This is a genomic window from Myroides sp. A21, from assembly GCF_000807225.1.
Classification (GTDB): domain Bacteria; phylum Bacteroidota; class Bacteroidia; order Flavobacteriales; family Flavobacteriaceae; genus Flavobacterium; species Flavobacterium odoratimimum.
Genome location: NZ_CP010327.1, coordinates 2,327,045 through 2,345,325, shown reverse-complemented (window position 1 = coordinate 2,345,325; position 18,281 = coordinate 2,327,045). Strand labels below are relative to the sequence as shown.

The 18,281-nt window shown below is 36.2% G+C and carries 15 protein-coding genes; 4 read left to right on the top strand and 11 right to left on the bottom strand.

Annotation, left to right across the window (positions count from 1 at the left end; all coding sequences use genetic code 11):
- Window positions 1-19 precede the first annotated feature (19 nt).
- The 3 genes from MYRA21_RS10685 to ffh all read right to left on the bottom strand — a co-directional run bounded on the left by MYRA21_RS10685 (window position 20) and on the right by ffh (window position 4,241).
- A complete protein-coding gene (locus MYRA21_RS10685) occupies window positions 20-1,276 on the bottom strand; it encodes an FAD/NAD(P)-binding oxidoreductase (protein ID WP_006256927.1) in 1,257 nt (418 codons plus the stop codon).
- 658 nt (window positions 1,277-1,934) lie between these two features.
- A complete protein-coding gene (locus tag MYRA21_RS10680; RefSeq protein ID WP_006256929.1) occupies window positions 1,935-2,822 on the bottom strand; it encodes a bifunctional 5,10-methylenetetrahydrofolate dehydrogenase/5,10-methenyltetrahydrofolate cyclohydrolase in 888 nt (295 codons plus the stop codon).
- Between the two features lie 78 nt (window positions 2,823-2,900).
- Window positions 2,901-4,241 carry a signal recognition particle protein gene (gene ffh, locus MYRA21_RS10675; RefSeq protein WP_006256930.1) on the bottom strand — a complete coding sequence of 447 codons (1,341 nt, stop codon included), beginning with the start codon at window positions 4,239-4,241 and terminating at the stop codon, window positions 2,901-2,903.
- Between the two features lie 214 nt (window positions 4,242-4,455).
- Here ffh and MYRA21_RS10670 point away from each other — a divergent pair, with 214 nt between their 5' ends.
- From MYRA21_RS10670 to MYRA21_RS10660, 3 genes are all read left to right on the top strand, one after another.
- Entirely contained in the window at window positions 4,456-5,547 is a 1,092-nt protein-coding gene (locus MYRA21_RS10670; protein ID WP_006256931.1) for a serine hydrolase, read from the top strand.
- Window positions 5,548-5,638: 91 nt separating this feature from the next.
- Window positions 5,639-7,330, top strand: a complete 1,692-nt coding sequence (locus MYRA21_RS10665) for an RluA family pseudouridine synthase (protein ID WP_006256932.1) — start codon at window positions 5,639-5,641, stop codon at window positions 7,328-7,330.
- Window positions 7,331-7,369: 39 nt separating this feature from the next.
- Complete coding sequence (locus tag MYRA21_RS10660; protein WP_006256933.1) at window positions 7,370-8,602, top strand: DUF445 domain-containing protein; 1,233 nt, start codon at window positions 7,370-7,372, stop codon at window positions 8,600-8,602.
- A gap of 301 nt (window positions 8,603-8,903) precedes the next feature.
- Here the strand turns inward: MYRA21_RS10660 and MYRA21_RS10655 are convergent, their stop codons facing one another.
- The 7 genes from MYRA21_RS10655 to hisS form a co-directional block, all read right to left on the bottom strand.
- Entirely contained in the window at window positions 8,904-9,662 is a 759-nt protein-coding gene (locus MYRA21_RS10655) for a hypothetical protein (RefSeq protein ID WP_006256934.1), read from the bottom strand.
- A complete protein-coding gene (locus tag MYRA21_RS10650) occupies window positions 9,659-10,159 on the bottom strand; it encodes a hypothetical protein (RefSeq protein ID WP_006256935.1) in 501 nt (166 codons plus the stop codon). The genes MYRA21_RS10655 and MYRA21_RS10650 overlap by 4 nt, the downstream gene beginning before the upstream one ends.
- 121 nt (window positions 10,160-10,280) lie before the next feature.
- The gene (locus tag MYRA21_RS10645) at window positions 10,281-10,793 is read right to left on the bottom strand and encodes an ankyrin repeat domain-containing protein (protein ID WP_230456711.1); all 513 of its coding nucleotides are present in this window, start codon (window positions 10,791-10,793) and stop codon (window positions 10,281-10,283) included.
- Window positions 10,794-10,993: 200 nt separating this feature from the next.
- On the bottom strand, window positions 10,994-12,517 hold the full coding sequence (locus MYRA21_RS10640) for a catalase (protein ID WP_006256937.1): 1,524 nt from the start codon (window positions 12,515-12,517) through the stop codon (window positions 10,994-10,996).
- Between the two features lie 323 nt (window positions 12,518-12,840).
- Window positions 12,841-13,647 carry a DUF4261 domain-containing protein gene (locus MYRA21_RS10635; protein WP_006256938.1) on the bottom strand — a complete coding sequence of 269 codons (807 nt, stop codon included), beginning with the start codon at window positions 13,645-13,647 and terminating at the stop codon, window positions 12,841-12,843.
- A 78-nt stretch (window positions 13,648-13,725) separates the two neighbouring features.
- On the bottom strand, window positions 13,726-14,121 hold the full coding sequence (locus MYRA21_RS10630) for a hypothetical protein (protein ID WP_230456710.1): 396 nt from the start codon (window positions 14,119-14,121) through the stop codon (window positions 13,726-13,728).
- 63 nt (window positions 14,122-14,184) lie between these two features.
- Window positions 14,185-15,555, bottom strand: a complete 1,371-nt coding sequence (gene hisS / locus MYRA21_RS10625) for a histidine--tRNA ligase (protein WP_006256940.1) — start codon at window positions 15,553-15,555, stop codon at window positions 14,185-14,187.
- 185 nt (window positions 15,556-15,740) lie between these two features.
- Here hisS and MYRA21_RS10620 point away from each other — a divergent pair, with 185 nt between their 5' ends.
- On the top strand, window positions 15,741-16,982 hold the full coding sequence (locus tag MYRA21_RS10620; protein ID WP_006260735.1) for an ABC transporter permease: 1,242 nt from the start codon (window positions 15,741-15,743) through the stop codon (window positions 16,980-16,982).
- A gap of 514 nt (window positions 16,983-17,496) precedes the next feature.
- Here MYRA21_RS10620 and MYRA21_RS10615 read toward each other — a convergent pair.
- Window positions 17,497-18,192, bottom strand: coding sequence for a pseudouridine synthase (locus MYRA21_RS10615; protein ID WP_006256942.1), 696 nt, complete (start codon window positions 18,190-18,192; stop codon window positions 17,497-17,499).
- Between the last annotated feature and the right edge of the window lie 89 nt (window positions 18,193-18,281).

Below are 18,281 nucleotides of genomic sequence, written 5' to 3'. Positions count from 1 at the left end.
AGGATAAAGATAAACCATTCTACACTTGCTTCCCCTTCATCATTTTATTCCAATATAAATAGGGCAACATATATTTCTTCAACATCCATAAACGCCAATGCTCCTGATCACTTGTATTAATCAACAACTGTTTTAACTTAGGATCAGGTGTAAACTCATTCTTATAATTAAACTCTGCTAAAACCATCTTACCATACCCAGTTACTAATGGACAAGAAGAATAACCTTTATATTCTTTATTAGATACTTCTTTATTATCTAATAACTTACACAAATTATCTACTACTACTGGAACTTGTTTACGTATTGCAGCACCTGTCTTAGCAGTTGGTAAACCCGCCACATCTCCGAGTCCAAATACATTAGTATACTTATTGTGTTGTAAGCTGTTTAAATCAACATCTAACCAACCAGCAGTATTTACTAAATTAGATTCTCTTACAAACTGTGGTGCCACTTGAGGCGGTGCTAAATGTAAGAAGTCAAAAGACATCTCTACTACACTGCCATCAGCTACAGTAGTACTGCCGTCAGAGATTACCACACATTTATTATCAGGCATATTCGTGCGTTTAAAATAAACCTTTTTATGATCAGCATCTATTTTAATCGGATTGTGGAAAGGTCTAAAGTCGATACCATATCTATCAACTACTTTCATTAAAGTTTCTGCAATAGGTTTAACTCCAAAAATAACACTCCCAGGCATCGGGAAATGAATTTTAGTATTCTTATCTATTCCTTTCTTGCGAAAATAATCACATGCCAAATACATGATCTTCTGAGGGGCTCCACCACATTTAATAGGTGTATTCGGTTGAGTAAAAATAGCAGTTCCTCCTTTAAATTCTTGTAATAGCTTCCAAGTATATTCTGGGTCTATATAATTACTACACACCACACCTTTCTCTACAGCATCAGCTAGTCCTTCTATCAAGGATAAGTCATTCACTAATCCAGGACAGACTACTAAATAATCATACGTATAGGTTATTCCTTCTTTAGTACTTAGGCGATTATTATCAACATCCATAGAAATAACCATATCTTGAATCCAATCTACACCACTAGGTATAAGATCCTTTGTAGGTTTTATAGTTTTCTTCTTATCATAAGCTCCCGCCCCTACTAGTGTAAATGCAGGTTGATAGTAATGTAATTCTGATGCATCTATAATCCCAATATCTATATTGAGATTACGTTTCTTTAATTGAGCTGCTGTCATTATACCAGCAGTTCCTGCTCCTATAATAAGGATTTGATAGTGAGTTTTCATTTTTTACAATATTGTTTCAGTTAATATACTAAAATATTAACCATCTACCGTATGTGTTGTAACAAATGTTACAATACTGTTTATAATTTATTAATAGAAACACATTACATTACGTGTCGCACAATACATACCCAATACAACACATCAGTAGCGACATAGCACCTTACGTATCACACAATACAGATCCTATACAACACATCAGTAGAGACACAATATTTTGTGTTTCAAAAAATACATCTCCAATATAACACATCAGTAGAGATGCAATATTTTGCATGTCACACAATACATATCCAAGACAACACATCAGTAGAGACACAACACCTTACGTGTCACACAATACATATCCAAGACAACACATCAGTAGAGACACAACACCTTACGTGTCACACAATGCATATCCAATACAACACATCAGTAGAGATGCAATATTTTGCATGTCACACAATACATATCCAAGACAACACATCGATAGAGACACAACACCTTACGTGTCACACAATACATCTCCAATATAACATATCAGTAGAGATGCAATATTTTGCATGTCACACAATACATCTCCAATATAACACATCAGTAAAGACAATTAATATAAAACAAAAAAAGAGAGATGATCTCTCATCTCTCTTCATATATAAATAGAATAGTCTAATTCTTATTCCCCTTTTTTAGCTCTTCTTGATCTAGCTAATAAAGTATTCTTTAATAACATCGCTATTGTCATTGGTCCTACACCACCAGGTACAGGAGTGATAAAAGCAGCTTTCTTACTAACCTCATCGAAGTCTACATCTCCTGCGATAACGTATCCTCTAGGATTAGTCTCATCTGGTACACGAGTGATACCTACATCTACTACAGTTACTCCATCCTTCACCATATCTCCTTTTAAGAAGTAAGGTACTCCTAATGCTGAAATGATAATATCTGCTTCTCTAGTAATCTCAGCAATATTCTTAGTGCGACTATGCGTTAATGTCACAGTAGCATCTCCAGGGTAACCTTTACGGCTTAACAAAATACTCATAGGACGACCTACAATGTGAGAACGACCGATAACTACTACGTTTTTACCTGCTGTCTCTACTTTATAACGCTCTAATAATTCCATGATTCCATAAGGAGTAGCTGGTAAGAATGTCTCCATCTCTAAAGCCATACGACCGAAGTTCGTTGGGTGGAACCCATCTACGTCTTTATCCGCATCGATAGCTAATAAGATCTTTTGCTCATCAATGTGTTTTGGAAGAGGTAATTGAACGATATATCCATCTATAGCAGGATCAGCATTCAATTCTTTTACTTTAGCTAAAAGCTCTTCTTCTGTAGTTTCTTCTGGCAAAGAAACTAGTGTAGATTCAAAACCTACTTTCTCACAAGACTTAACCTTACTTCCTACGTAAGTTAAACTTGCTCCATTAGTACCAACAATAACTGCTGCTAAATGAGGTACTTTTTCTCCACGAGCTTTCATCTGTTGAACCTCAACAGCGATCTCATTCTTGATATCTTCCGATACCTTTTTTCCGTCTAGTAGTTGCATTAAAATAAAATGTGTGTTGTGTGTATGTAAATAAAGAAGGTTTAAACCTCATAATGAACCTTAAACCTTCTTCTTTAATTATCTTTGCATGCCTTTCATTTGCCCCATCATTCTCATCAAATTCTTTCCTTTTGCCCCTTGCATCATCTTCATCATTTTGCTCATTTGATCGAACTGCTTAAGCAATTGATTCACTTGTTGTATATCTGTACCCGATCCTTTAGCGATACGGTTCTTACGTTTTACATCTATAATGGATGGTTTAGAACGTTCTGCAGGTGTCATTGAGTAGATAATAGCCTCGATATGTTTAAACGCATCATCTTCTATCTCTACATCTTTCATTGCTTTTCCAACTCCAGGTATCATCCCCATCAAGTCTTTCATATTCCCCATCTTCTTCACTTGCTGAATCTGATTTAAGAAATCATCAAAACCGAACTCATTCTTCGCGATTTTCTTCTGGATTTTACGAGCCTCTTCTTCGTCGTATTGAGCCTGTGCACGCTCTACTAACGAGATAACGTCTCCCATCCCTAAGATACGGTCTGCCATACGATCTGGATAGAACACATCTATCGCTTCCATCTTCTCACCAGTACCGATAAACTTAATCGGTTTATTTACTACTGATTTAATTGAGATTGCAGCCCCTCCACGTGTATCCCCATCTAACTTAGTAAGGATAACTCCGTCGAAGTTTAATCTATCGTTAAAAGCTTTCGCTGTATTTACGGCATCTTGTCCTGTCATAGAGTCCACTACGAATAGCGTCTCATGTGGTGTAATTGCTTTGTGAATATTAGCGATCTCCGTCATCATCTCCTCGTCTACTGCTAGACGACCAGCTGTATCGACAATCACTACATTGAATCCATTTGCTTTCGCATGCTTAATAGCATTCTCTGCAATTAGTACAGGATTGTTATTTCCTTCTTCTGAATATACTTCTATACCTAATTGATCACCTACTACGTGTAACTGATTAATAGCTGCAGGACGATATACGTCACACGCTACCAATAAAGGTTTCTTATTTTTCTTTGTCTTTAAGAAGTTTGCTAGTTTACCAGAGAATGTTGTTTTCCCTGACCCTTGCAAACCTGACATTAAAATAACTGAAGGATTACCAGATAAGTTAATACCTGCAGCCTCACCTCCCATTAATTGAGTCAACTCGTCCTTAACGATTTTGATCATCAATTGTCCTGGTTGTAAAGTTGTAAGTACCTCTTGTCCTAAGGCTTTTTCTTTTACTATATTAGTAAAATCTTTAGCAATCTTAAAGTTAACGTCGGCATCTAATAGAGCTCTACGAACCTCTTTTAGAGTGTCTGCTACATTGACTTCTGTAATCTTGCCGTGTCCCTTAAGGATATGAAAGGCTTTATCTAATTTATCACTTAAATTATCAAACATATCGGTATTATTTTAATACTTTGAGTCGCCAAAGATACTATTTAACTCGTTAAGTCACAAAAAGCAAAAGCAACAAAACATACTTTTTTAAAAATTATTTGTTATTTCGGTTATTTATCACCAATTACCTTCCCTCTACCGAACCTTTTCAAAGGAGAAAAACTTATTTATAAACCGAATATCATTACCTTAGTTTTTATAATAAATCCAAAACATGAAAAAACTACTTATACTAACCTCAGCCTTCATATTATCATGTAGTCAAACAATATACAGTCAAGACTTACACGTTAAAATAGATAGTATACGCAACCTATACAACGTTCCTGAAGTCGCCTATGCCATTGTAACAAAAGATCAAACTATTCAAAAAGGAATCTCAGGACATCACAAATTCGGCGAAAAGAACACACCTTCTAATGCTGATCTAAAAAACTACTTTCACTTAGGTTCTAACTCTAAAGCCATTACAGGGTTTATAGCAGCCAAACTAGTAGAACAAGGCAAAATCAAGTGGAATACTACCTATTTTGATCTATTCCCTGAAGCAAAAGAATCTGCTAATTCTGCATACTACACTGCTACACTGAAGGACTTCTTCTCTCACAGAGCTAAAGTACATGCCTTCACTAGTGGTACGGAACGCATTGGTCTTCCAAAGCTCGAAGGGACAAAACAACAACAGAGACAAGCTTTCGCTCAACATGTATTAACGATGGCTCCACTAGAAACTCCAGATGGATATACCTATTCTAATGCAGGGTATAGTATAGCAGCTTCTATGTTAGAGAAAGTAACTAACAAATCTTGGGAAGAACTAGCAAAAGAAATTCTAACCAATGAACTAGATATAGACTTCGTCATCGGCTGGCCAAATCGCAATCTAGAAAACCAACCTTGGGGACATGCCCTACAGTATGATGTACTAGAATCTGTACCTCCTACTTATAACTATGCATTAACCCTTATAGAGCCTGCTGGTGACTTAAGTATGAATATAGAGAATTATATCAAATACATCCAACTCAATCTACAAGGTCTTGCAGGTCAAAACAACGCCCTTAAAGCAAGTACTTATGACTTCTTATTTAATAGTCAAAGCAAATATGCTATAGGCTGGGGGAATCTTATCAATGAAACTACTAAGCTATATGACCACGCCGGTTCTGATGGTACATTCTTTACCTATACACAGATAGACGGAATCACGAATACCGCCTATATCATCATGGCAAACAGTGGTACTGCCAATGCACAACAAGCTGTAATGAAAATAGTACAAGTGATGAAAGAGGCTGATAAGTAAGTATAATAAAACAATAGCGTTTAATTTTAAAACAATGCTCTTTCCCATCTCCCTTTTATCCTTAATTTTGCAGTCTAAAAATTAGAATTACATGTCTCAGCCTAAAGCTATCTTCAGAAAGTTTACCAGTGATGTGCAGTCTATAGCACTGCCGACTAAGTTTACTTTCCCTTTTTATTACGAACCTCATCCCCTAACCATACTAGCAGCAGAAGAGTTACAACGTGAACTAAGCACACATCCGCTTATAGCACCGCTATTTGACACAGAGGATGAGAACTGTCTACCTACAGGTAAGATGTTTGGTGTACTAGTAGTAAAAAATGAAAAAGGAGAACTAGGCTACTTAGCAGGCTTCTCTGGTAAGCTAGGCAGTCATACAGACCTAGAGGGATACGTACCACTAATCTTTGACCTATGGAATGAGAACGGCTTTTTTGCAAGAGAAGATGTAGAGGTAAAAGCAATTAATGCTATCAATGCCAAAATAGAAAAACTAGAAGCAGATACTGTATATAGCAATGCCAAAGCTTTATTGAAACAACAGATAGCTGAAGAAAAAACAGCCATCGAAGAAAAGAAAGTACAGCATAAAAAACAAAAAAACGAGCGAAAAGCCATCCGAAAAGAACAAGAAGTCATACTTTCTCCTGAAGAATTTCAGCTTTTAAATGATGACCTAGTCAAACAGAGTTTAAGAGATAAATATGAGTTGCGCGTACTGACAGAATATTGGCAAGAGCAAATCACGACAACTAGAGATATCACGACAAGTATAGAAGAGGAGCTAAATAACCTAAAAGAAGAACGCAAACAAAAGTCTAATGGACTACAGCAAAAACTATTCGCTTCTTACAAATTCTTAAATTATAAAGGAGAAGAACAAAGCTTATTAGAGATCTTCGAGAAGACAGTATTACAACAGCCACCTGCTGCTGCTGGAGACTGTGCGGCTCCTAAACTGATGCAATACGCCTATGAGCATAATTATACGCCTATTGCTTTAGGAGAATTCTGGTGGGGAGAGTCTCCGAAGTCAGAGATTCGCAAGCATCAGCACTTCTACCCTTCTTGTCGCAGTAAGTGTGAGCCTATTTTAGGACATATGCTAGAAGGCTTAGAAGTAGATGATAATCCACTATTGATCAACCCTGCTCTTAACAGACCTATTGAGGTAGTCTATGAGGATGAGTACTTTGCTATTGTAAATAAGCCTGAAGACTTCTTATCTGTACCTGGTATTTATATACTAGACTCTGTATATGAACGTATGAAACTTCGCTACCCTAATGCTACAGGGCCTCTTATCGTACACCGATTAGACATGCCTACATCAGGTATCTTAATCATTGCTAAGGATAAAGACTCGCATAAAGCACTACAGAGCCAGTTTATAAAGAAGAGCTTAGAGAAGAGATATGTCGCTATACTAGATGGTATCATAGCAGAAGACGAAGGGATTATAGAACTACCGTTGAGAATAGACTTTGACGATAGACCTAGACAGATGGTATGCTATGAATATGGCAAGTATGCCAAGACTAGATACGAAGTGATAGAACGAAAAGATGGTAAGACGAAAGTGTACTTCTATCCTATCACAGGGCGTACTCATCAGCTGCGTATGCATGCCTCACACCCAAAAGGACTAAACACACCTATAGTAGGTGATGACCTATATGGTACCAAAGCAGACAGACTATATCTACATGCAGAGCGTATCACTTTTAGACATCCAAAGACATACGAATTAATGACATTTACCATAAAAGAGAGCTTCTAAGCTCTCTTTTTTCATTACATTAGCTATAAATACAGCACTATGAATGAAAAGAAAAAACAGTTACAAAAGCATAAACGCATAGCTACTGGTCTATTTATACTTATGGCTATCCTCTATATCTCTATGGTATATGCCATCAGACATTCACCTGCTTCGTGGATGGGATATGTCAAGGCATTCTCAGAAGCTGCGATGGTCGGGGCACTAGCAGACTGGTTTGCAGTGACAGCTCTTTTTAGACATCCGATGGGCATGCCCATTCCGCATACTAATCTTATTGTCAATAGCAAAAACAAGATTGGAGATAACCTAGGAGACTTTGTCACAGATAACTTCTTGACGTCAGAGAATATCAGACCTTATGTGGAGAAAGTTGATTTAGCGAATATGATTTCTACTTGGCTAAACAAGCCTAATAATCAAATCATTTTAGAGCATGAGATTACTTCACTTGCCAAACGAATACTCGCTGAACTAGAGGACGAAACAATCATTGCACTGATGACTTCAAAAGCGAAAGAAGGTATTGCGGCTATTAATATCCAAAGCTTTGTATCACAAGGAGTCACCTATGCTATCGAAAAGAATGAACACAACAGATTATTAGACATTATCTTGCCTAAGGCACAACTCTATGTAGAAGAACACCGCCAAGAAATATATGACAATGTCGTAGAGAAAAAACCTATCTTAGGGCTTATCGGAGGTAAAGCGGTGACGAATCAACTTATCAGTGGTATCAATACCTTCTTAAGTGATATAGAAAAAGACCCTCATCACAAAATAAGAAAAGAGATTACCCTAAGGTTAGAAATGCTCGCTGTAGATATAGAAGCTTCTCCTATGTGGAAAGCTAAGTTCGATGAAATCATAGGTCAATTCATTACTGATGATACTATTCATACGTATATGCAAGACCTATGGCGCTCTACGAAGGAAAATCTACTCGTACAACTAGAGGACAATAACTCAGTACTGCGCAAGTATATCTCTAATAGCCTGTCTAAAATAGCACTAGACTTAGAGAATAACGAGGAGAATAAAATAAAGATCAATAAGTGGATACAACACACCATCTATAAAGTAGCTCTTAAAAACACAAAAGAAGTAGGGCAACTAATCAGAAATACTGTAGATAGCTGGGATGGTCGCGAACTGAGTGATAAACTAGAACTAGAAGTAGGTAAAGACTTACAGTATATCCGCATCAACGGTACTCTAGTGGGAGGACTAGTAGGGTTACTTATTTATATTATTACTTCCTTGTTATAGTTATATTACACTTGTAATATAACTAGGCTAATTTATTGTAATCTATATACCTATTTTACACTACTCTGCTTCCTATCTCCTCTTAAAATGAGTTGAGGTGAGTCCGTAGTGAGTCCGTTATGAGTCCGTAGTGTGTCCGTTAAATCAAATAAAAAAACGGAGGCAATACTTACTTAAACCATAAACAATATCGAAATATCTGCTATTAGACTAAACTTAGTTTACTATAAAGCTAATACTACAGAACAAAAAAAGCTGTAACATCTCTGTTACAGCTTCATTATATTAGATGGTTTAGGATCTAATTATCAGATTGTCCTTTTAGGCTTACTTCATTTCCTTCACTATCTATTGTAATGATAGTTACTTCATGTGCTACTTCTGACTCAGGATTATCCATTAAGATCGTGATCATGTCATTCGCTTTTTTATCTTTAAAATACAGTACTCTATTGCCCATCGTTCCTTGTATATCTTCAGTTCCTTCTAGAATCAGGTCAGGGACATCAGATACTAGCTTACCGTCGTTCCATATTGTTAAGCGCATTACTTTCTCATCTTTTCTATCTATACGCCAGATATCCTGTCCCGTTTTAATAATAGCATATGGTTCTAAGAACTTATTCACACTTCTGTGCAATCTCTTCTTATCTGCCTGAATCATTTCTTCTCTTATCTTCTTCTCTAGTTCAGTCTGATCGATAATGCGATAAATATCCCCGCTCTCTGTCAACCACATTCTCCCCAAGTCAAACATAATACCGCGCCATCCCATATGACTGTATTCTTCTATTACAGAGTTCGCTATCTTAGCTGAAAACTCGGGTACAAAAAACTCTTCAAAACGACTCACAAATTCGAACTCGGAAGTCACTGGTGGCAAAGGGTATTCTCGCTTCAGAGGATAAACTATTCTCTTGGCAATACCTTCTCTATCTTCATTCTCAAACAAAGTGATTAAGGATTTTATTCGTTCTACCGAAGCATCAGACAGATTACTCTCCTGACTATACCCACTTAATCCCATCACTAGGAATAAAACTGCTAATATTCTTTTCATATTTTTATTTTCTTTTTTAATCTTTCTAATCTATCGCGCATGTGCTCCGACAGTAGTTTCTGTACTTCTAGATCTGACTCCGTTTCTTTTAAATAATCGAAGTGCACTAATAATTCTTCTATTCTCTCTTGACTCAATTCTATATTAGCTGTACTCAAAAAAGTATCAAAAGAAATATGAGCTGCACATAGATAATCAAATAAATACTCTTTCCCTCCTCTTTCTAATAAAGTCTGTGCTAATAAATGAAACTTATTATACACTGAAAAATTAAGTTTAGACACTGTCCCAATATGGATAAATAACTCTCTTAATAGAGGCAAATCTACAGTATCTAATTGCTGACAAACTAACTCTGCTATCTGAATTCTAAAAAGGTAATTATCATCTTTAAACTTAGCTCCATACTTTCCGTTCCAATCTAGGGCTAACCACTCACTATCAGACGAAGAATAATTATCTATAAAACTTTGAAAATCAACACTACTCACTTCCATATCTCCTTACTTTTTTTATTCTAATACGAATGATAAAAATACAACTAAAAATAAAAAAGCGAACAATTACTTTTCTACTATTTAAAAAGTAATTGTTCGCTTATATTTAGATCCTTATTCTTTACTGTAAGAGTGAGATCATCTCTTTATTATCTTGTAATACGGCATGGTCTAATGCTGTCTTTCCTCTATTATCTTTTACTGTCTTATCTGCACCTGCCTTTAGTAAAGCACCTACAATATCAGTAGTCCCAAAAGTTACTGCAAAAATAAGAGGACTAGCATCATTACTATTCCTTCTATTGACATCTGCACCTGACTCTAATAACCAATTAACCAAAGTCAAATTCTTTTTAAACACAGCTCCTATCAAGGCTGTATTGCCCATAGTATCTTGTTTCTCTAGGTCTACTCCTGCTTCTAGTAATACCTTCACTACCTCCTTACTATCGTTATACACTGCTATCGTTAAGGGAGTAAAAGAACGATCATTGACTTGATTTAAATCTATCTTTTGACTGATCAACTGCTTTACCTCCTCTGTATTATTCTCTCTTGCGGCTGTAAATATATCTTGTCCAAAACTAATCTGAACACTACATAACAACAGTCCTAATATCATCCATTGTTTCATCACTAACACTAAAAATAGATTCAACACAAATACATATCCATAGAAGCAAATCTAGGTACAGAACAATGGTAGAAAGTAAATAATATAAAAATATAAGCTTGTACCTAAATCTGTTCTTCTATACTCTTGATAAAATATGATGTGGGGCCATATAGAGTAGATAATGTATCTATGCTGAATCCTTGTTTATACTATATCTATTATTGAGCTAAATAAGGTTTTATCTCATCTAGCTTCACATCTACTGCTTTTAATAGACGTGTACCATATTCTTTATCAGCTTGATAAAAATAAGCAATCATCTTATGTACAATCACCTTATTCTTAATCGTCTTAAATGCTCCACTCAAATTCTTGATTAAATTATCTTGGTCCTTTTTAGAGAACGAGCGATATAGATCACCAGCTTGTTTAAAGTTATTCTCCTTATCTATCACATGCTGTGTAGTACTAACAGGTTTAAAGAACTCAGACTTAGAGTACATAAACTTAGCATTATCTACTACCTCAGGTTTATTAGTCGATGGCTGATAGTTCACATCACCAGACTGTACACGTGTAGACATATACCCATTCTGGTTATAAGTAGTCGCTGTATTCTTAGGTGCATTAACAGGTATTTGTTGGAAATTCCCTGTTAAACGGTGACGTTGTGTATCTGCATAAGAGAACAATCTTCCTTGTAACAGTTTATCCTCAGAAGGCTCTATACCAGGCACTAATGTACTAGGTGCAAAGGCAGCTTGTTCTACCTGTTGGAAGTAGTTCGTAGGATTAGCCTTTAATGTCATTGTACCTACTTTTACAGACTTCGCGATCTCAGCTGGCCAAATCTTCGTTACATCTACAGGATTAAAGTCTAAGGCATCAAAGTCTTCTCTCTTTAACATCTGTACATATAAGTCCCAGATAGGATAATCACCTCTATCTATTGCGTGATATAAGTCTAAAGTCGCATGCTCTACTGAAGTTGCTTGGATAGCGTTAGCCTCTTCTTGTGTCAGGTTTTTAATCTCCTGACGAGGTACCCATTTATATTTTACATACGTTACTTCTCCTTTATCATTCACCCATTTATATGCGTGTACTCCATTCCCTTCCATCTGTCTAAAGTTAGCTGGTATACCGTAATCAGAGAACAGCCAAGTAAACATATGAGTAGATTCTGGCAAATTAGAAAAGAAGTCAAATACCCTATTCGGATCTGATGCCCCATTAGTCAAAGGAGACGGTTTAAAAGCGTGTACCATATCAGGGAACTTAATCGCATCTCTAATAAAGAATACCGGAAGGTTATTTCCTACTAAGTCATAGTTACCCTGCTCTGTATAGAACTTTACCGCAAAACCACGTGGGTCTCTATACGTCTCTGGTGACCCTTGCTGATGTGTCACAGTAGAGAATCTTACCATCACAGGCGTTGTCTTACCTGCTTGTGATAAAAAGTCTGCCATCGTCACATCCGAAAAATCAGCACTCGCTACAAACTCTCCGAATGCTCCAGCTCCACGAGCGTGTACTACTCTCTCAGGAATACGCTCTCTGTCAAAAGCAGCTAACTTCTCTATTAAATGGATGTCTTCTAATAATACTTGTCCATTATTACCAATGGTTTTAGAATGTTGATTACTTCCTACAGGGCTACCTGTATTCGTAGTCAAAACTTGAGCTTGAATAAATGATGATACTACTAATGCAGATATCAAAAAACTACGTTTAAGCATAAAATTAATATTTGTTGTTTAGATTTTTTCTTTACATCACAAATATATTATGCCCCTCAACGGTACGTCAGTCTTTACGAACGATAGATTTTATTCTATCATAGGTACTATTTATCATAAATACTATCTATTATAGATTCCTCTATATCACCTACTATTTATTCATAAAAAAACAAGTTTAGTCCTCAATGTACTATAATACCTGCAATCTCTCTATCATACTGCTTCTCTGTATAAACAAAAAAGGAGCAATAATCTTTTAAAAACTATTACTCCTCAGGGTTCAATTATATATATTCAATTGTAAGTGTCTACTTTTTTGACTAACTCATGACTACATTGATCACTGTTCTTCTAGGTTGAGATGAAGAGAACTCCTTATGACAAGTCCATTTGCTTCCTGGCTCAAATCCTTCTATTGTATTTCCATCTTCTATGACATCCCCTGCTTCCATTAAATAATAAGCATAGTCCCATAGACGACCTGCTACCTCATTCACTATCGTATCATCATCAAAGAAAAACTGAAAATCAGAAATACCTAACGCATGTAACCCTACTGTATCCATTAACAAACTTCCATACTCTGGCTGATTCACATTATATAAACGAACATTGATCATTAAGTCTAATGCAACGTAGTTAGGATCTAGACAGTCTCTCATAAATACTTCTGGATCAATCAACTTCTCACCGTGCTCAGAAACAATGATAGTAGGCTGAGCTACTTTAGCCATCGCAAAAAGCATCTGCTGCATTAATACAATACGTATGCGAGGCTCTAAACTTCTACTCAAAAAATCAGTCACTAACACTTCATATTGACAATTCTTCAATACCTCTGCTCCCTCTTCCCAATGCCAATTCTGTTCTGTATATTTCTGGTCAATCTTCTTAACACTGTCATCCTCTGCATGCATCACGACACACTGCGCAGGCACAATACCCTCTTCGAACTCTACTTCACAATCAGGGAAAGTAAACACATTAGCCTCTTTTGCAAAGGTTACATTAGGAAACACTTGTTTTAATTCTTCTAATACTGCTTGTAGGTCTATAGATGGCTTCTGTTCAAATAACAATCTAAACATCATCATCTTCGGGTTATTACCTAGTTTTTTACTTCCCATATCTTATTGAAATATTATTAATGTATTGCAAGTTTAAAATTACGGAATTACAACAATTAAAAGATGAGTATTATCACCTTATTTGCTATAAGTCTTTTTTAATAGCTTATCGATCTGATAACCATGCTGTACTAATAGATCTAAACCATCTAACTCTAGTCTTTCTTGCGTTGGCCTCCACCCTTGTTCTAATCCATAATCTAAGGCTAAACGGATAAATAATGGTCGATTTAAATTCACTACTATTTTTTTTTCTAACGCTGTATTATATAATAGCACACCATGATTAAGTGGATTACCTACATAATAGTCATCTAACACACGGAAGTGGACGAATAAAGCATACTTACTATACTTATCTACAAAGATGCGCATAATGAAAATGCTCTCCTCTGTATCAGCGATATAAGTACCTCCTATACTATATAGGTACTCCGAGTTATCTACTCTTAGTGTTCTTAGCTTCTTCTTCATTGGCATAAAAAAAGGTATGTGTAAGTAAACACATACCTTCTATATTTCAAAATAAACTATTCGTTATTTTAATTTAGCAATCAGCTCTTCTAATGATAATACCTCCTGCTCACCTGATGCTAATTCTTTTAGTGTATATTTCTGATCTGCCATTTCTTGAGATCCTACTAACACTGCATAAGGAATTCCTTTCTTATCTGCGAACTGGAATTGCTTACCTACTTTAGCTTTATCAGGGTAAACTTCTGTACGGATACCAGCATCTCTTAGCTTCATCACTGCTTGTACTCCATAGCTCATCTCTTCTTCTCCCATATTTAAGAACATCGCTTTAGAAGATGCACTTACTGTCTCTGGGAATAGATTTAACTCTTCCATCACTAAATAGATACGGTCTAAACCGAATGAAATACCTACGCCGCTCATATCTTTAAGCCCGAAGATACCTGTAAGGTCATCATAACGACCACCTCCACCTATAGATCCAAGCTGTACTGTCTCAGGTGCTCCAATCTCAAAGATCGCTCCTGTATAGTAATTAAGTCCTCTAGCTAAAGTCACATCTAAGTTTAATTTCGCTGTCTGTAGCCCGATAAGCGCTACTTCTCTTCCTACGAATGCTAACTCTTCTACTCCTTTTAATCCTTCTTCTGATGAAGCTAACATCACACGTAGTTTCGCTAATTTCTCTTCAAAAGTACCTGTGAAGTTAAACAATGCTTTTACTTTTTCAATAGACTCTGCAGCAATACCTTTTTCGATCATTTCTGCTTTTACTCCATCTTCCCCTATCTTATCTAGTTTATCAAGAGCTACAGTAAAGTCAATTAACTTATCACTTGCATCAATCACCTCAGCAATACCTGCTAATATCTTTCTATTGTTTAGTTTTATAGTTACTCCATGTACTCCTAATGCAGTGAATACTCTGTCATATAGTGTAACGAACTCTACCTCTTGCCACAGTGATTTAGATCCGATCACATCAGCATCACACTGATAGAACTCTCTATATCTACCTTTCTGTGGACGGTCTGCACGCCATACAGGTTGCATTTGGTAACGTTTAAAAGGGAAGTCTAACTCATTCTGGTGCATTACTACATAACGAGCAAAAGGCACAGTCAAGTCATAACGCAATGCCTTCTCAGAGATTTGATTCGTTAGTTTTAAACTATTCTTGCTCTCTAATACAGTCTCATCTACTTTACTTAAGTAATCCCCTGAGTTTAAAATCTTAAAAATTAAACGATCACCCTCTTCACCATACTTACCAAGTAGTGTATCAAGGTTTTCGAAAGAAGGAGTCTCGATGGGATGGAATCCAAATTTCTCAAATCCATGTCGGATAGTCTGCATGATGTATTGTCTTCTTGCTACTTCTGTTGGAGAAAAGTCTCTTGTACCTTTTGGAATTCCAGGTTTCTTTGCCATCTCTAATTAATTTTTATGTATTATTATTAGACAAAACTACTACTTTTTTTAAAATCCTCCTATTGAATCAGAGGGGTAAGTATGAGTATTTGTCACTTATTTTAAGAAAAGAAGATAACTGTGAGGTTTAAACTTTTTTGTGTATTTTTACTTCTAACAACTATATTAATTACTGCTACTACTATATGTTTAAAATCGGAATCGAAAACATGAGAATCGCCTTGACAAGTATTAAGAGTCAGATACTCCGTACTTGTATCACTGTGTTTATCATAGCGATCGGTATATGGGCATTAGTAGGAATATTAGCTGTAGTATCTGCTCTTCGCAATACAATATTAGATGACTTTGCCTCTATGGGAGCAAATACATTTACGATATTGAGATACGATGTCGCAGACAGAATGGCTAAGAATAAGTCTGTACAAAAGGTTAATCCTGTTATTACCTATAGTGAAGCACAGGCATTTAAAAGAGAGTTTTTGTTTCCTTTCGCTAATGTGTCTCTGTCTTTTAACGCTGCCTCGAATATCGAAGTCAAAAATGACTTCATGAAAACAGACCCTGAAATCCCTATTATCGGATGTGATGAGAACTACTTATCCAATAGTGGATTAACTGTCACGGAGGGTAGAAACTTCAGTTATACTGATATTGCTAATGATCACTTCGTATGTGTTATCGGTTCTGACTTTTCTAAAAAGATGTTTAAAGATCAGAATCCGATAAGTCAGGTTATCTCTATCCGAGGGTACAAATTTAGAATAATAGGGATGCTGAAAGAGCAAGGAAGTACTTTTGGTCAAAATGAAGACCAACGAATCTTTATCCCGATAAAGATTGCTCGCTCTATATTTAATACTGCACATGGTAACTATGATATCAAGATAGGCTTATTACAAGATAACTTACTTAATCAAGCCATAGATCAGGCTACTATAGACTTTAGAAATATCAGAAAACTAACTCCTGCTCAACCATCTAATTTTGGTATCGAACGCAGTGATGATTTGATACGCTCTATGATGAAACAGGTGAATATGCTGAATGTAGCAGCCTGGGTAATCGGTCTAATCACAATACTAGGGTCGTCTATAGCGCTGATGAATATCATGCTCGTATCTGTCACTGAACGTACTCGTGAGATAGGTGTACGCAAATCTCTAGGTGCTAAAAAGAAAACAATAGCAATACAGTTCTTTACTGAAACAATCATCATCGGTCAGTTAGGTGGGCTATTAGGCACCTTACTTGGTATCCTAACAGCTTATGCCTTAGCCCAGGTTATGAGTTTTAGTTTTACAGTGCCGTGGACAGCTATCATAGCTGCTTTTACCACTACCTTCGTTGTTGCGATAATATCAGGGCTATACCCTGCGATGAAAGCTGCTAAGCTAGATCCTGTGGAGGCACTGAGATATGAGTAATGTTTTTTTGTGAAATCGTTTTTTTGTGATATTGTGATGTTGTGATGTTGTGATGTTGTGATACTGTTTAGTCTATCATATCTCGCTGTAAAGTCTACTGACTTTGAGCTTTTATAACACTATTATCTTATTTACTGTGACACGCAAAATATTGCGTATTTACTTTATGTTGGGGACGTAATCTCTCAATGCAAAGTCTCCTGACTTTGAGGCTTTATAACACTATTATCTTATTTACTGTGACACGCAAGATATGCGTCTCTACTTTATGTAGTGGACGTAATCTCTCAATGCAAAATCTCCTGACTTTGAGGTTTTATAACACTATTATCTTATTTACTGTGACACGCAAGATATTGCATCTCTACTTTATGTTGGGATGGTTTGTACTCTCGCTACGCAAAGTCTACTGACTTTGAGTCTTTATAACACTATTATCTTATTTACTGTGACACGCAAGATATTGCGTATTTACTTTATGTAGTGGACGTAATATACACCGTTAACTGCCAACCTAATAATACTGTTCTAAGTCAAAGTCCAGTACAGCGTTATACTTACGATACTGCTCATCGATAGTTGCTCTAAGTTCTATGACTTCCTTTGTAACAGGGTGTGTAAATTTCAGTTCTAAAGCATGTAATAACATCGCTCCTAATCCATGTCTGTCAAGCCAAAGCTTATTCTGCTTATTACAGCCATGTGGGCGACTCCCTAGAATAGGGTGAAAGATATGTTTAAAATGCTTGCGCAATTGGTGTTGTCTTCCTGTCTCAGGATAAGCTTCTACCAAGGAATAACGAGAAGTCAAGTGCTTACCAAATGGCATTTCTACCTCTACTCTCTGCAAGGTTTTGTAATATGTTTTTGCTTCTTGTACTTGACCATTGTCATTGGTCAAAGCATAATCAATTGTCTCTTCATCTATCGTATATCCTCTCACGATAGCGATATACTTCTTCTCTACACTACGGGTAGCAAAGTCATCATTAAGCTGTTTTAGAATCTCTTTATCCAAAGCAAACAATAATACGCCTGATGTCTTTCTGTCTAAGCGATGTACTGGATAAACATACTGCCCTATCTGATCTCTTAAGATCTGAATAGCATACTCCTGAATATCACTTGCTATAAAAGATTTGTGTACTAATAAATCACGTGGCTTATTAATCGCTACTATATACTCGTCTTGGTAAAGGATTTCTAACATCTGACAAAGATAAAAAAGCAATAAAGACAATCACTAAAAACAACACAACCTTATTAGTATTCATATAAAAAGCACAAACAACAAACAAT

What these genes read in the sequence shown, in the direction of transcription:
- hisS (WP_006256940.1), bottom strand. Translation starts at nt 15,555, where the DNA reads ATGGCAAAGAAACCTGGAATTCCAAAAGGTACAAGAGACTTTTCTCCA.
- MYRA21_RS10655 (WP_006256934.1), bottom strand. Translation starts at nt 9,662, where the DNA reads ATGAAAAGAATATTAGCAGTTTTATTCCTAGTGATGGGATTAAGTGGG.
- MYRA21_RS10635 (WP_006256938.1), bottom strand. Translation starts at nt 13,647, where the DNA reads ATGGGAAGTAAAAAACTAGGTAATAACCCGAAGATGATGATGTTTAGA.
- MYRA21_RS10630 (WP_230456710.1), bottom strand. Translation starts at nt 14,121, where the DNA reads ATGAAGAAGAAGCTAAGAACACTAAGAGTAGATAACTCGGAGTACCTA.
- MYRA21_RS10620 (WP_006260735.1), top strand. Translation starts at nt 15,741, where the DNA reads ATGTTTAAAATCGGAATCGAAAACATGAGAATCGCCTTGACAAGTATT.
- MYRA21_RS10685 (WP_006256927.1), bottom strand. Translation starts at nt 1,276, where the DNA reads ATGAAAACTCACTATCAAATCCTTATTATAGGAGCAGGAACTGCTGGT.
- MYRA21_RS10650 (WP_006256935.1), bottom strand. Translation starts at nt 10,159, where the DNA reads ATGGAAGTGAGTAGTGTTGATTTTCAAAGTTTTATAGATAATTATTCT.
- MYRA21_RS10670 (WP_006256931.1), top strand. Translation starts at nt 4,456, where the DNA reads ATGAAAAAACTACTTATACTAACCTCAGCCTTCATATTATCATGTAGT.
- MYRA21_RS10645 (WP_230456711.1), bottom strand. Translation starts at nt 10,793, where the DNA reads ATGAAACAATGGATGATATTAGGACTGTTGTTATGTAGTGTTCAGATT.
- MYRA21_RS10615 (WP_006256942.1), bottom strand. Translation starts at nt 18,192, where the DNA reads ATGTTAGAAATCCTTTACCAAGACGAGTATATAGTAGCGATTAATAAG.
- MYRA21_RS10680 (WP_006256929.1), bottom strand. Translation starts at nt 2,822, where the DNA reads ATGCAACTACTAGACGGAAAAAAGGTATCGGAAGATATCAAGAATGAG.
- ffh (WP_006256930.1), bottom strand. Translation starts at nt 4,241, where the DNA reads ATGTTTGATAATTTAAGTGATAAATTAGATAAAGCCTTTCATATCCTT.
- MYRA21_RS10660 (WP_006256933.1), top strand. Translation starts at nt 7,370, where the DNA reads ATGAATGAAAAGAAAAAACAGTTACAAAAGCATAAACGCATAGCTACT.
- MYRA21_RS10640 (WP_006256937.1), bottom strand. Translation starts at nt 12,517, where the DNA reads ATGCTTAAACGTAGTTTTTTGATATCTGCATTAGTAGTATCATCATTT.
- MYRA21_RS10665 (WP_006256932.1), top strand. Translation starts at nt 5,639, where the DNA reads ATGTCTCAGCCTAAAGCTATCTTCAGAAAGTTTACCAGTGATGTGCAG.